This is a genomic window from Buchnera aphidicola (Mindarus abietinus) (assembly GCF_964059085.1).
Classification (GTDB): domain Bacteria; phylum Pseudomonadota; class Gammaproteobacteria; order Enterobacterales; family Enterobacteriaceae; genus Buchnera_A; species Buchnera_A aphidicola_C.
Genome location: NZ_OZ060398.1, coordinates 525,084 through 540,092, shown reverse-complemented (window position 1 = coordinate 540,092; position 15,009 = coordinate 525,084). Strand labels below are relative to the sequence as shown.

12 protein-coding genes and 4 tRNA genes are annotated in these 15,009 nt (G+C 23.7%); 10 read left to right on the top strand and 6 right to left on the bottom strand.

Features of this window, described 5'->3' with window-relative positions:
* Positions 1-254: 254 nt before the first annotated feature.
* Entirely contained in the window at positions 255-1,595 is a 1,341-nt protein-coding gene (der, locus tag AB4W62_RS02590; protein ID WP_367679917.1) for a ribosome biogenesis GTPase Der, read from the top strand.
* Positions 1,596-1,605: 10 nt separating this feature from the next.
* Here der and fdx read toward each other — a convergent pair whose 3' ends face one another.
* From fdx to AB4W62_RS02565, 5 genes are all read right to left on the bottom strand, one after another.
* The gene (gene fdx, locus AB4W62_RS02585) at positions 1,606-1,950 is read right to left on the bottom strand and encodes an ISC system 2Fe-2S type ferredoxin (protein ID WP_367679916.1); all 345 of its coding nucleotides are present in this window, start codon (positions 1,948-1,950) and stop codon (positions 1,606-1,608) included.
* Positions 1,951-2,011: 61 nt separating this feature from the next.
* Positions 2,012-3,538, bottom strand: a complete 1,527-nt coding sequence (locus AB4W62_RS02580; RefSeq protein WP_367679915.1) for an Hsp70 family protein — start codon at positions 3,536-3,538, stop codon at positions 2,012-2,014.
* Positions 3,539-3,553: 15 nt separating this feature from the next.
* Positions 3,554-4,081: a Fe-S protein assembly co-chaperone HscB gene (gene hscB, locus AB4W62_RS02575; protein ID WP_367679914.1), complete on the bottom strand. Its 528-nt coding sequence runs from the start codon at positions 4,079-4,081 to the stop codon at positions 3,554-3,556.
* A 145-nt stretch (positions 4,082-4,226) separates the two neighbouring features.
* The gene (gene iscU, locus AB4W62_RS02570) at positions 4,227-4,604 is read right to left on the bottom strand and encodes a Fe-S cluster assembly scaffold IscU (RefSeq protein WP_367679913.1); all 378 of its coding nucleotides are present in this window, start codon (positions 4,602-4,604) and stop codon (positions 4,227-4,229) included.
* 23 nt (positions 4,605-4,627) lie between these two features.
* The gene (locus tag AB4W62_RS02565; RefSeq protein ID WP_367679912.1) at positions 4,628-5,842 is read right to left on the bottom strand and encodes an IscS subfamily cysteine desulfurase; all 1,215 of its coding nucleotides are present in this window, start codon (positions 5,840-5,842) and stop codon (positions 4,628-4,630) included.
* 211 nt (positions 5,843-6,053) lie between these two features.
* Here AB4W62_RS02565 and AB4W62_RS02560 point away from each other — a divergent pair.
* From AB4W62_RS02560 to AB4W62_RS02520, 9 genes are all read left to right on the top strand, one after another.
* Positions 6,054-6,128 (top strand) — tRNA-Trp (locus tag AB4W62_RS02560).
* A gap of 147 nt (positions 6,129-6,275) precedes the next feature.
* On the top strand, positions 6,276-8,117 hold the full coding sequence (gene ilvD / locus AB4W62_RS02555; RefSeq protein WP_367679911.1) for a dihydroxy-acid dehydratase: 1,842 nt from the start codon (positions 6,276-6,278) through the stop codon (positions 8,115-8,117).
* A 77-nt stretch (positions 8,118-8,194) separates the two neighbouring features.
* Positions 8,195-9,655, top strand: a complete 1,461-nt coding sequence (ilvC, locus tag AB4W62_RS02550) for a ketol-acid reductoisomerase (RefSeq protein ID WP_367679910.1) — start codon at positions 8,195-8,197, stop codon at positions 9,653-9,655.
* 96 nt (positions 9,656-9,751) lie between these two features.
* Positions 9,752-11,770 carry a UvrD-helicase domain-containing protein gene (locus tag AB4W62_RS02545; RefSeq protein WP_367679909.1) on the top strand — a complete coding sequence of 673 codons (2,019 nt, stop codon included), beginning with the start codon at positions 9,752-9,754 and terminating at the stop codon, positions 11,768-11,770.
* Between the two features lie 234 nt (positions 11,771-12,004).
* Positions 12,005-12,337, top strand: coding sequence for a thioredoxin TrxA (trxA, locus tag AB4W62_RS02540; protein ID WP_367679908.1), 333 nt, complete (start codon positions 12,005-12,007; stop codon positions 12,335-12,337).
* Between the two features lie 159 nt (positions 12,338-12,496).
* On the top strand, positions 12,497-13,756 hold the full coding sequence (gene rho, locus AB4W62_RS02535) for a transcription termination factor Rho (protein ID WP_367679907.1): 1,260 nt from the start codon (positions 12,497-12,499) through the stop codon (positions 13,754-13,756).
* 201 nt (positions 13,757-13,957) lie between these two features.
* Positions 13,958-14,031, top strand: a tRNA-Arg gene (locus AB4W62_RS02530).
* Positions 14,032-14,045: 14 nt separating this feature from the next.
* A tRNA-His gene (locus AB4W62_RS02525) sits at positions 14,046-14,121 on the top strand.
* A gap of 47 nt (positions 14,122-14,168) precedes the next feature.
* Positions 14,169-14,242 (top strand) — tRNA-Pro (locus AB4W62_RS02520).
* On the opposite strand, the gene AB4W62_RS02515 is transcribed toward AB4W62_RS02520, so the two are convergent.
* Positions 14,224-14,991: a uroporphyrinogen-III synthase gene (locus tag AB4W62_RS02515; protein ID WP_367679906.1), complete on the bottom strand. Its 768-nt coding sequence runs from the start codon at positions 14,989-14,991 to the stop codon at positions 14,224-14,226. The genes AB4W62_RS02520 and AB4W62_RS02515 overlap by 19 nt on opposite strands.
* Positions 14,992-15,009 lie beyond the last annotated feature (18 nt).

Genomic DNA, 15,009 nt, shown 5'->3' with positions numbered 1-15,009 from the left:
ATATATAAAAAGATTATAAATATTTTTATATTTTAAAAAAAATAAATAAGATATTAATAGATAAAATTTTTAATAAAATATAAAATATACAGAAAAATAAATATTTTGAAAAAAAAAAATTTTCTGAATATTTTATATAAAAAATAAAAAACTATTTTTTTGTTAAAAATTTTTATTATTTTAAAAAAATAAAACAATAATATTTAACAAAAATTCTTTAAAAAATATTTTTTATAATTTAGGGAATAAAAAAAATGATACCAAATATCGTTTTGATAGGAAGAAACAACGTAGGAAAATCCACATTATTTAATAAATTAACGAATTCTTCTTCTGCTTTAGTGGGAAATTTTTCAGGATTAACTAGAGATAGAAAATGTGCTTACATAAAAATAGAGAATAAAAAAATTATACTTACTGACACAGCTGGAATAATTTTTAAAACGAATAAATTTGAGAAAGAAATAATGGAACAAACATATTTGGCTTTAGATAAAGCTGATTTAATTCTGTTTGTTGTTAATGCAAAAGAATCAATATTACCTGAAGATTACTATATTTCTAAAAAAATACGAAAAAATCAAAAAAAAGTATTACTTATTATCAATAAAATTGATTGTTTGCAACATAAAACAGAAAGTAATGAATTTTTTAGATTAGGTTTTAAAAAAAATTTTTGTATTTCTGCTATAAGAGGAACAGGAATTAATGAATTAATTAAAGAAGGGATAATATCATGGATAAAAAATAAAAAAATTCAAAAAAATATTTTAAAAGCAAAAGAGTACGAAGATAGTATAAAAGTAGCCTTTATTGGTGCACCAAATGTAGGAAAATCTACTTTAATAAACAAAATAATAAATAAAAAAAGATTAATCACCTCTAATATTTCCGGAACAACTAGAGATAGTATTAATATACCCATTAAAAAAAATAATAAAAACTACATTTTAATAGATACTGCAGGAATAAGAAAAAAAAATAAAATTCGAGAAAAAATTCAGTACATATCAATTCAAAAGACATTTGAAAACATAAAACAAACTGAAATATTACTATTTGTAATAGATATAAGTAAACAACAAATTAATAAAGAAGATTTATTGATAGCTAAAAAAATTTTAGAAGCTCAGAAATCTATAATAGTTGTTTTCAATAAGTGCGATTTATTAAATCAACAAGAATTAAAAAAAATTTATCCAATAATATCAAAAAAACTAAATTTTCTTAAATTTTGTCAATTTCAATTTATTTCAGCAATAAAAAATAAAGGAATTAACAGATTATTAGATTCTATTAATATTACCTTCAATTGTTTTAAAAAAAGAAGCAATAGTGCTAAATTAACAAAAATTTTACAATTTGCAACAGAAAAGCATCAACCTCCTTACGTTAAAGGAAGAAGGATTAAACTTAAATACGCACATCCTGGAGGATTTGCACCAATGATCATTGTTATTCATGGAAATCAAATAAATTATCTATCAACAACATATAAAAAATATTTAACTAATTATTTTCAAAAATCACTAAAATTAATTGGTGCCCCTGTAACTTTATTTTTTAAAGAAAATCAAAATCCTTTTAAAAAATAAAGGAACTACGTTAAAATTTAGAATTTTTAACAGAAGAATTTTTTGAATAATAGGGAATTTCTACAATAATGTTCTGATTAGTTAATCTAGCTTGACAAGCTAATCGGCTATTTTCTTCTAATCCCCACGCTTTATCTAAAGCATCTTCTTCTTTTTCAGTGCACTCTGATAAAAAAGAAAATCCTTTTCTGATAATACAATGACAGGTTGTACAAATACATGATTTTTCACAAGCATGTTCCATTAAAATATTATTTTTTAAAGCTACGTCTAAAATAGTTTCACCAGATTTAGCTGAACATATTTTTCCTGTAGGTAATAAAATTTTATGAGGCAAAAATTCAATTTTTAACATAATTTTTTTCCTTTTTTTAAAAAAATTTTTTTAATGTGAATATTTTAATACTTTAGTAATCCTAAATTATTGTATGTAAAAAATCAACTTTTATACTCGCCTTTATGTTCGTTTCTTTTTCACTAGCATTAACCTGTAAAAATCCGCTTTCATCTACATTAAATTTAACAATTATTCTAGGAACCCCAGCCGCTTGTTTTTTTATGCCTCTTAAAAAAAATTTTCCTAAAGAACGACAATTCTTAACAAAACTATCCTCCCCTTGCAGAATATGAATCATAATAACAGTTTGATTTTCTTTTGATGTAGTAAATTCTTTACTAATAGAAATTGGAATAGTACTATTTTTATCAATAATTTTTTCTACTCTCCCACCCATTAATTCAATTCCTAAAGAAAAAGAAACAACATCTAAAAGAATAAATTTATTTTCTTTGCTTAAAAAATTTTGTTGATAGTTAAATAATAAATTTGATTGAATAGTCGCTCCGATAGAAACAGCTTTGTCTGGATCAATAGAAAATTCTATTTTCTTTTTAAAAAAAAGAGAGAGTTTTTCTTTAATTAAAGGAATATAGGTAGATCCACCAACCATTATAATATTTGTAATTTCTTCTTTTTTAATCAATGCTTCTTTTATTGAATACCTTAATAGAACTAAAGTTTTTTCAACTAAAGGTTCAATTAGATTTTCAAATTCAAAACGATTAATATTTCCTTTCCAATTTTCAAACTCTATCAAAACATTTTCTTTATTACTAAGTTTTAATTTTATTTTTTTAGCTAAATTTAACAATTTTCTTTTTAAGAAAAAGTTTTCTTTTGTAAATATATTACTCTTTCTTTCAATATATTTAGATAATAATTCATCAAAATCATCACCTCCTAATTGAGGGTCTCCAGAAGTTGATAAAACTTCAAAAATTCCTTGATTAATCTTTAAAATTGAAATATCAAATGTTCCCCCACCGAGATCGTAAACTAAAATAATTCCTTTTTTTTGAAAATGACAGCCATAAGCAATAGCTGCAGCAGTAGGTTCGTTTAATAACCTAATATTTTTTAAACCTGAAAGAATTGCTGCATTTTTTATTTTTTTTCGCTGAATATTATCAAAATAAGAAGGTACTGTAATTACAGCAGTATCGATTTTTTTTTCTAAAAAAAATTCTACTTTTTTTAATAAAGTCTTTAAAATTTCACTAATTATCTTAACAAGAGAAACTTTTCCTTGCTCTGTTTTTATACATATTTCCTGATCTTTGTCATATAAAAAAATATAAGGTACTTTAGGAAAAAGATTTTTAATTTCTTGAATCGATTTTCCTAATAATCGCTTTATAGAAAAAATAGTTCTTAAATAATTTTTATTATTAATTTCTTCAGCTTTTTCTCCAATAATAATTTTATTTTTTTCATAACGAACTATAGAAGGTAAAAAAGTATTTTCTCTTTCTCCAGAAAAAATTTGAATTTTTTTATTTAATAAAAATCCAATTAAGGAATAGGTGGTTCCAAAATCAATTCCAACAGAACAAGTTTTTGTTTCTAAATTTACTAGAGATGTTTTTTTTTGAAATTCTGACATAAAATATATTCCTATTTAATAAAACTTTTTAAAATCCTTATTTTTTTGAATTTCTTCTGCATTATTAGTTAACCTAACTAAAAATTTTAATTCTTGGTATAAATTAACAGCAAGTGTCCATTCTTTTTTCATAATATTAAAAGAAATTTTTTTAAATAAATTTTGAATTAAAGAATTATTTCTTTGTATAAAAGAGATAATTTTATCTTTATTTATAACTTTAGATGTTAAAGTTTCTAATTCAAAATTTAATTTAAGCTGTTGTTCTAAGACTGAAAAAGTTACAGGATATCTCTTTTTATCTTTAAAGTTCAATTTATTCAACATAAAAATATGATTAATTCTTTTTAAAGGATCTTTTAAATTTCTATATCCTTCATTAATTATGTAAATTTTCTTTTTCTTTTTATCTTTTGTAAAAGTGTCATTTTTAATATAAAGATCAGGATGAAATTTTTTTTGTAATGTATAAAAATTTTTATTCAATTCTGCTATATTTATATCAAAAATTTCAGGCAAATTAAATAATTTAAAATAATTCATTATTTACTCAATGGTTATTAAAAAAAATAATTTTTAATTAAAAATAATAAAGTAAGTTTTTAACCATGCTGAAAAAATAACTTTTTTCAGCATGTTAATAACAAAATTATTTAGCAAATTTTTGTAAAAATTTAACTAATTAACTTTATTGTTTACTTTTATAATCAGAAATAGCAGCTTTAATAGCATCTTCTGCTAAAACAGAACAATGTATTTTTACAGGAGGTAATTCTAATTCTTCTGCTATTTTAGTATTTTTGATTTTACTTGCTTGTTCTAAAGATTTTCCTTTAATCCATTCAGTTATTAAAGAACTCGATGCTATAGCAGAACCACATCCATAAGTTTTAAAACAAGCATCTTCAATAATTCCCTTATTATTAACTTTAATTTGTAATTTCATAACGTCCCCACAAGCTGGTGCTCCTACTAATCCACTTCCTACATTAAGATCAGAATTAGTGAAAGAACCTACATTACGAGGATTATCATAATGATCTATTACTTTTTTACTATATGCCATAAATAATTCCTCAAATAAAAATTTTAATTAACATTCCATTGCATATTTTCTAAATCTACTCCTGATTTAAACATTTCCCATAAAGGAGATAAATTTCTTAATTTTTTAATTGATTTCTTAATAATTTTTATAGAAAAATCAATTTCTTCTTTTGTAGTAAATTTTCCCATTGAAAATCTAATAGAACTATGAGCTAATTCATCTTTAATTCCCAATGCTCTAAGTACATATGATGACTCTAAACTTTCTGAAGTGCAAGCTGATCCAGAAGAAACTGCCAAATCTTTTAAAGCCATTATTAAAGATTCTCCTTCTATGTAATTAAAGCTTATATTTAAAATATAAGGAGAACTAATTTCTAATGGACTATTTAAAAAAACTTCTTCAATATGTTTTAATTTATTCCAAAAATATGTACGTAAAATAGTCATCCTTTCATAATCAGAATAAATATTTTTTTTAGCTATTCTAAAAGCTTCCCCCATTCCTACAATTTGATGCACTGGTAAAGTTCCAGATCGCATTCCCCTTTCATGTCCCCCTCCATGTATTTGAGATACTAATCTTACCCTTGGTTTTCGACGAACATATAGTCCACCTATTCCCTTAGGACCATAAATTTTATGTGCTGAAAAAGACATTAAATCAATGGGAATTTTATTTAGATCTATTGGAATTTTTCCAACGCTTTGAGTTGCATCAACATGAAAAAAAATTTTCTTTTCTTTGCATATTTCAGCGATTTTTTTAATATCCTGAATTATCCCAATTTCATTATTAACATGCATTATTGAAATTAAAATTGTTTTTTCTGAAATATTATCTTGAAGATCATCTAAATTAATCAACCCATTTTTTTCAGGGGTTAGATATGTTACCAAAAATCCTTTTGTTTCTAAATATTTGCAAATATCTAAAACAGATTTATGTTCTGTTTTACTGGTAATAATATGATTTCCTCTTTTCTTATAAAAAGAAACTAAACCTTTAATAGCTAAATTATTAGATTCAGTTGCTCCTGAAGTAAATATAATTTCTCTAAAATCAGCATTAATTAAATTAGCAATATAATTTCTTGCTATGTCAACTGCTTCTTCAGCTTTCCAACCAAATTGATGAGATCTAGATGCAGGATTTCCAAATTCTCCATCAAAAGTCAAAAATTTTTTCATTTTTTCTAAAACTAACATATCCGTAGGGGTAGTAGCTGCATAATCTAAATATATAGGTATTCTCATTTTCTTCTCATTTTTAAGATATTAATATGTTAATAATTTTAGTATTTTTACATAAAAAAGTTAATTTTTTATTAGAAAATATATGTTATTTATAATTTTTATATTTTTTCTATAATTTAAAAAAAAATTTTATTATATTTACTAGATAAAGTTAAAAATCAATGGTATAGTTTTTACCTTAAAAAAATCTATAAAAATTTTTAATTAAGATAGGGATGTAGTTCAACGGTAGAATGTTGGTCTCCAAAACCAATGGTTGGGGGTTCAAATCCCTCCATCCCTGCCAAAAATTAAAAAATTTATCTAATTTTTATATATAAGTTTTTTCATAAAAAATCTTTCCTAACATTTTAATTAAGGTTATTTCCAATAAACTTATTATCATATGTTTAAAACAACATTCACTCTAAATTCTTAACTAAGAATATATTATATGCCTAATTATCGTTCAAATGTAACAACAAAAGGTAAAAACATGACAGGAGCTCGTGCTTTATGGAGAGCTACTGGTATGAAAAATGAAGATTTTAATAAACCTATTATAGCTGTAGTAAACTCTTTTACTGAATTTGTTCCTGGTCATATTCACCTTAGAAGAGTGGGACAATTAATTTCAAAAGAAATTAATAAACAAGGAGGTGTTGCTAAAGAATTTAACACAATAGCTATTGATGACGGAATAGCTATGGGACACTCGGGTATGCTTTATTCGCTACCATCAAGAGAATTAATAGCTGATTCAATTGAATATGTCATTAATGGGCACTGTGTGGATGCAATGGTTTGTATTTCTAATTGTGATAAAATCACTCCTGGTATGTTAATGGCGGCTATGCGATTGAATATTCCAGCAGTTTTTGTTTCTGGTGGCCCCATGGAAGCTGGAAAAATAAAAAATCAAAAAAAATATCAAAAAATAGATTTAGTAAATGCCATTCTACAGGGATTTAATAATAAAAAAGATGATTTATTACAAGATAACATAGAAAAAAATGCTTGTCCTACTTGTGGTTCTTGTTCAGGACTATTTACAGCAAATTCTATGAATTGTTTAATGGAAGTATTAGGATTGGCATTTCCAGGAAATGGTACTTTACTAGCTACTCATATAGATAGAAAAAAACTATTTATTAAAGCAGGAAAAACTATAGTTAAAAATACAAAAGAATACTACATAAATAATGAAATAAAATTTCTTCCAAGAAAGATAGCTTCTAAAGAATCTTTTCATAATGCAATGATACTGGATATATCAATGGGAGGATCCACTAATACAGTATTACACTTATTAGCAGCCGCTCAAGAAGGAAATATCTCTTTTAATATGCAAGACATAGATTATTTGTCTAGAAAGACACCTAACTTATGTAAATTATCTCCGAATCACGCAAAATATCACATGGAAGACTTTCATAAAGCTGGGGGGGTATTCAGTCTTTTATCTGAACTAAATAAAACAAAATTACTTAAGACAAATACAAAAAATATATTAAATTTGACTTTAAAAGAAACAATTAAAAAATATTCAATATTAAGTACGAAAAATAAAAGAATCCTTGATATGTTTCGAGCAGGCCCTAAAGGAATTAATACTATTAAACCATTTTCTCAATCTTTCAGATGGTCAAATTTAGATACAGATAGAAAAAAAGGATGCATTCGAGATATTGATTCCGCTTATAGTAATGATGGAGGATTAGCAATTTTATATGGAAATATAGCTGAAAACGGTTGTGTTGTGAAAACCGCAGGAGTAAACGAAAAAAATTTAATATTTCGTGGTTTTGCTGTTATTTGTGAAAGTCAAGAAGAAGCGATAGATTTAATTTTAGAAAAAAAAATATCAGAAGGAGATGTTTTAATAATCCGATATGAAGGACCTAAAGGTGGTCCAGGAATGCAAGAAATGCTATATCCAACTACCCATTTAAAAGCTATGAAATTAGATACAAAATGTGCTTTAATTACAGATGGAAGATTTTCGGGAGGGACATCAGGATTATCTATAGGACATATTTCTCCTGAAGCTGCTGAAAAAGGAAATATAGCTTTAATTAAAAATGGAGATATTATTTTAATCGATATTAAAAAAAGAAGTATTAATGTTCTTCTTTCTGAAAAAGAACTAATATTTAGAAGAAAAGAAGAAGAAAAAAGAGGTAAATTAGCTTATACTCCTATTTTTAGAAAAAGAAATGTATCTTTAGCATTGAAAGCTTATGCTTTATTAGCTACAAGTGCTGATAAAGGTGCTATAAGAAAAAAAGATTTTTAAGATATAAAAAAAAAATTATTAAAAAAATAATAAAAGAATATTTAATTTGTTTCATAAAAAATAAGGAAAAAATTTAAATGAATTACTTTAATAATTTAAATTTTCGAGAAAAAAATATAGAGTTAAGAACATGTCGATTTATGAAAAAAACCGAATTTTCTGAAGGTGTTAAGCATTTAAAAAACAAAAAAATAGTTATTATTGGTTGTGGTTCTCAAGGATTAAATCAAGGTTTAAATATGCGAGATTCAGGGCTAAATATTTCTTATGCTCTTAGAGATACATCTCTTAATAAAAAAAATAAATCTTTTAATAGAGCAAAAAAATATGGATTTAAAGTAGATAATTATAAAAATTTGATTCCCGATGCAGATCTCGTTATTAATCTAACTCCTGACAAACAACATTCAAATGTTGTAAAAGAAATACAACCTTTGATGAAAAGAAAATCAATTTTAGGTTATTCCCATGGGTTTAATATTGTAGAAATGGGAGAAGTTATTAGAAATGATATTACTGTTATTATGGTAGCTCCTAAATCTCCAGGCACTGAGGTTCGAGAAGAATTCAAAAAAAATTTTGGAGTACCGACTTTAATTGCTGTTCATAAAAAAAATGATGCACAAAAAAAAGGCTTAAATATAGCAAAAGCTTGGGCAGTGGGAATAGGAGGACATAAAGCAGGAGTATTATATTCTTCTTTTTCGGCAGAAGTTAAATCTGATTTAATGGGGGAACAAACGATATTGTGTGGACTGTTACAAACTGGTTCTTTAGTATGCTTTGAAAAATTGTTAGAAGATGGACATAATGAAGAATACGCTAGTAAATTAGTGCAGTATGGTTGGGAAGTCATTACCACTTCCTTAAAAGTTGGTGGTATTACATTAATGCTGAATAAATTATCTAATTCTCAAAAAAATAGAGTTATAGAAATTTCTAACAAATTAAAAATTTTATTAACTCCTTTATTTAGAGAACATATGGATAAAATTATTTCTGGATCTTTTTCTAAAAAAATGATGGAAGATTGGGAAAATAAAGATTTAATCTTATTTTCTGAAAGAAAAAATACCAAAAATAGTACTTTTGAGAAATCTTTAATTTATAAAAATGATATTAAAGAAATTGATTTTTTTAATAAGGGTTTATTCATGATTGCAATTATAAAAGCTGGAGTTGAATTAGCTTTTGAAATTATGATTGAAACTGGAATTTTAGAAGAATCAGCATATTATGAATCATTACATGAACTACCCTTAATTGCTAATACGATTGCTAGAAAAAAATTATATGAAATGAATCTAGTTATATCAGATACTGCAGAATATGGAAATTATATTTTTTCTAAAAAAGCTTATCCAATTTTAAAACAATTTAGTAAAGAACTAAAAAAAACTGATTTAGGATCTATATTAATTGAAAAAAATATAGAAAATGAAAAACTTCAAGAAATGTTAGAAAAAATCATGCAACATCCTATTGAAATTATAGGTAAAAAATTACGTTTATATATGAAAGAAATGAAATGTTCTTAAAAAAAATTGTAACATGTTGTTTTAACAACATGTTACAATTTTTTTTAACTTAAAAATAATAATCTATAAATTTATAAAATTAATTTTAAAAATATTATGAATTTAAATTTCAGTCAAAAGAAAGCTATTAATTATATCAAAGGACCCTGTTTAATATTAGCAGGAGCAGGATCTGGAAAAACTAAAGTAATTATTAATAAAATAATTCATTTAGTTCAAAACTGTAATTTTAATGCTAAAAAGATAGTAGCATTAACATTTACTAATAAAGCAGCAATAGAAATGAAATATAAAATATTTAAAAAAAATAACTTTGAAGATTTAAAACATGTTACATTTTCAACATTTCATGCTTTGGGCTTAAAAATTATAAATTCTGAACTAAAAAATTTAAAAATAAAAAAAAATTTTTCTTTAATTAATGAAGAGGAAAAAATATTTATTTTAAAAAAAATAGTACATAATAATTTTAAAAAAAATATTTTTTTTTTAAAAAAACTAATTTTTTGTATTTCTAAATGGAAAAATGAATTATTGATACCTGAAACAGTTCATTTTTTTAAAAAAAAATCAGAAATAATTTTTTTTAATTATTACCAATCTTATCAAATATATATTCAATCATTAAATAAATTAGATTTTGATGATTTAATTTTTTTACCTACTATTTTATTAAAAGAAAATTTAAATATACGAAATCGATGGAAAAAAAAAATTAATTATTTATTGGTTGATGAATATCAAGATACTAATCTCAGTCAATATGAATTAATTAAACAATTGAATAATAATAACTCAAATTTTACTTTAGTAGGAGATGATGATCAGTCTATTTATTCATGGAGAGGTGCTAAACCAAAAAATATTTTTTTATTAAGTAAAGATTTTCCAAATATAAAGGTAATAATGATGGAACACAACTATCGTTCTTCTGGGAGAATTTTACATGTTGCTAATACTTTAATTTCAAATAATCCTCATATTTTTTATAAAAAATTGTTCTCTAAATCAGAATATGGATCTCAAATACAAATTTTAGAAGGAAATAATGAAATAGACGAAGCAAAAAAGATCATTAATTTTTTAAAAAATCATCAATTGAATAATAAAACAAAATATAATGATTATGCTATTTTATATCGAAGCAATTATCAATCTAAAATATTAAAAGAAATTCTTTTAAAAAATAATATACCTTATAAAATTTCATCTGAAACTTCATTTCACAAAAGTACAGAAATAATACATTTAATACATTATTTTCGTTTAATAGCAGATCAAGATGATAATTTTTCTTTTTTAAAAATAATTAATATTCCATCGAGAAGAATTGGAGCAAAAACCTTAAATGAATTAAAAAAATGGGCAAAAATTAACAAAAAAAGTTTATTTTCTTCTATTAATGAATTAAATATTCAAATAAAAATTAAAGATAGTCTTTTAAAAAAATTAAAAGATTTTTATTATTTAATAAATAAACTTATCATTTTTTTTAATAAAAACCCTTTACAGGCACTAAAAAAAATAGTTTCTATAATTGGTTATGAAGATTGGTTAAAATCATCTAAAAAAAATAAAGAAGTTATACAAAAAAAAATAAAAAATATAAATAGTTTTCTAAATGTACTTAGTAATATTTTAATTAAAAATACTATAAAATCTAAATCAGATTTATCAAAAATTATTTCTTATTTAATACACTCTGAAATTAATGATCAAAAAATAAATGAAAATAATCAAAAAGTACAAATAATGACTCTACATTCTTCAAAAGGATTAGAGTTTTCTTATGTTTTTATTATTGGTTTAGAAGAAGGTATTATTCCCTATTATTCAATTGAATGTAAAAATGAAATTGATGAAGAAAGAAGATTAATTTATGTAGGAATAACCAGAGCAAAAAAAGAATTATTTTTAAGTTATTCTAAAACCAGAAAAATAAATGGAAAAAAAAAATATACAGTACCTAGTAGATTCTTATTTGAGTTACCGAAAAAAGATATTTGTTGGGATAAAAAAAATTTTTTTGAAAAAAAAAATTTTTCTAAAAAGTTTTTTCACATACAGAATTTAAAAAATATTATTCAAAAAAATTTAAAAAAAAATAATTTTTAAATTTTTTTTTTGAAAAAATCAAAATTAAATATGAGAAGTATTCTTCTGTATATTATAAATACATTATGTTATAATTAAAAAATAAAAAATAATTTATTTATTTTATTTATTAAAATTAAAGAAAAATTTATTAGTATTTTTTAACTTTAATATTCAAAAAAATTATTTTTAATAAATAATAATTGATTAACATGTAAATATAATTATTGTAAAACATTTTATTTAAGGAACAATATGAACAATAGTATAATTACTAATTTAAATGATTCTGAATTTCAAAAAAAAGTATTAGAAGAAAAAGGAATGTGTTTAATAGATTTTTGGGCAGATTGGTGCAATCCATGTAAGATTTTGGCTCCTATTTTAGAAGAAATAGCAAAATTATATATAAATAAAATTAAAATATTTAAAATTAATATTGATGAAAATCCAAATACTGCACCAAAATATTCAATTAAAGGTATACCTACTCTTTTGTTATTTAATAAAGGAAAGCTAATAGCTACTAAAGTAGGAGCTATTTCTAAATCTCAATTAAAAGAATTTTTAGATACCTATATTAATTAAATAAAAAAATTTAAATTTTAAATTAAAAAAAAATATGTAAAAAATTAATCTTAAAAAAAATATTTTTTACTTTCAAAAATGCTTACTTATTTAAAAAATAAAACTTTTCGTAGTAAAAACTTCAAAATATTTACTTCAAGTTTTTAAGCATCCATCATTATGAACCTTACCGAATTAAAAAACACGCCAGTTTCTGAACTAATTACTCTTGGCGAAAAAATAGGATTGGAAAATTTAGCACGTATGCGCAAGCAAGATATCATTTTTTCTATCCTAAAACAGCATTCAAAAAGTGGAGAAGATATATTCGGGAATGGTGTTTTAGAGATATTACAGGACGGATTCGGATTTTTACGTTCTGCAGATAGTTCTTATTTAGCTGGACCCGATGATATATATGTTTCTCCAAGTCAAATAAGAAGATTTAATTTACGTACAGGAGATACTATTTCTGGAAAAATACGTCCTCCAAAGGAAGGAGAACGTTACTTTGCTCTTTTAAAAGTAAATTTAGTTAATTTTGATAAACCCGAAAATTCTCGTAGCAAAATTTTATTTGAAAATTTAACTCCTCTACATGCTAATTCTCGTTTACGTATGGAAAGAGGAAATGGATCAAAAGAAGATTTAACAGCCCGAGTTCTTGATTTAGCCTCTCCAATTGGAAGAGGACAAAGAGGATTAATAGTAGCTCCGCCTAAAGCTGGAAAAACTATGCTTTTACAAAATATAGCTCAAAGTATTGCTTATAATCATTCAGATTGTTTATTAATGGTTTTATTGATTGATGAGAGACCAGAAGAAGTTACAGAGATGCAACGATTAGTTAAAGGAGAAGTAGTGGCATCAACATTCGATGAACCAGCTTCAAGACATGTCCAAGTTGCAGAGATGGTAATTGAAAAAGCTAAACGACTAGTGGAACATAAAAAAGATGTTATTATTCTTTTAGATTCTATTACTAGATTAGCTAGAGCATATAATACAGTTGTTCCTGCTTCTGGAAAAGTTTTAACAGGTGGAGTCGATGCTAATGCTTTACATCGTCCCAAACGTTTTTTTGGTGCTGCTAGAAATGTAGAAGAAGGAGGTAGTTTAACAATTATTGCAACGGCTTTAGTTGATACAGGATCTAAAATGGATGAAGTAATTTATGAAGAATTTAAAGGCACTGGAAATATGGAGTTACCATTGTCTAGAAAAATAGCTGAAAAAAGAGTTTTTCCGGCAATTGATTATAATCGTTCCGGTACTAGAAAAGAAGAATTATTAACAGTTCCTGATGAGTTACAAAAAATGTGGATTTTAAGAAAAATTATTCATCCGATGAGTGAAATTGATGCCATGGAATTTTTAATTGACAAATTATCTATGACAAAAACAAACAATGAGTTTTTTGATATGATGAAAAGATCTTAATAAAAAATTTTATAGTATAGCGGTAATACTAACTAGATATGAATATTACTTCTTTAAAATTGTAATAAAAAAATATTTATAAAATAAATATTTTTATTTTTTAAAAAAATATATTAGACATTGATATCAACAAATAGTACAATGTAATTTGTTTAATTTTTTTATTTATTTTTTAAATAAATATAATAAAACTGTAGCTACGCGCCTGTAGCTCAGTTGGATAGAGCACTACCCTCCGAAGGTAGAGGTATCAGGTTCAAATCCTGTCAGGCGCAAAAGAAAAAATTTGGTGGTTATAGCTCAGTTGGTAGAGCTCTGGATTGTGATTCCAGCGGTCATGGGTTCAACCCCCATTAACCACCCCAATTTACTTAAAAAAGTATAAACAAAATAAAAAATAATTTTTTATGTTCGGCGAGTAGCGCAGCTTGGTAGCGCAACTGGTTTGGGACCAGTAGGTCAGAGGTTCAAATCCTCTTTCGCCGATCAAAATTATTTTTTATTTTTGATATTATTTTTTTAATTTCTTTACCTTGAATACTATTAGTAATAATAATTTTTTTCCAACCAAAACTCCTAGCTTTATTTGCTATTCTATTACTAATAACTAACATTATACAGTTTAATATCCAATCTTTTTTATTTTCTATTAAAAAAAAATTATATAATTCTTTTAATATTAATGTGCTTGTAATGATAATTACATCAAATTTAAAATTCTTAAATTTTTTTTCTTTTTTTTTATATTTTGAAATACTTTTATAACAATTTATAACTTTAACTTTTGCTCCTTTCATTTTAAGTTTTTTTTCTAATATATTTAAAGAAGAAAATGCTTTTAAAATAATAATTTTTTTATTATTTATTTTTTCTTTGGATATTAAATGAAATAAATTTTCACTATTCTCTTGAATTAATGGAAATTGTACATTTTTTTTAGCATGATATGCTAAGCTAATAGCTGTGCTATGTCCAATAGCGTAATAAGAAATATTATTTGGCCAAACCATTTTTTTTTCTTTTAAAAATTTAGAAGCATAAAAAACTGACTTTTTAGATAAAGCACATAGAATGTCATTCTTTTTAAAAAAATTTATTTCTTTTAAAAAAATATTTAAGTCTGGTAAAGGAAAAAAATCTATTAATGGAAAATTATAAGCTAAAATTTTAAATTTAGATAAATATTTAACTAATTTTTCTCCTTCAGAAGAAGGTCGAGTTATTAATATTTTCATATTTTTTAAAAAAATTAA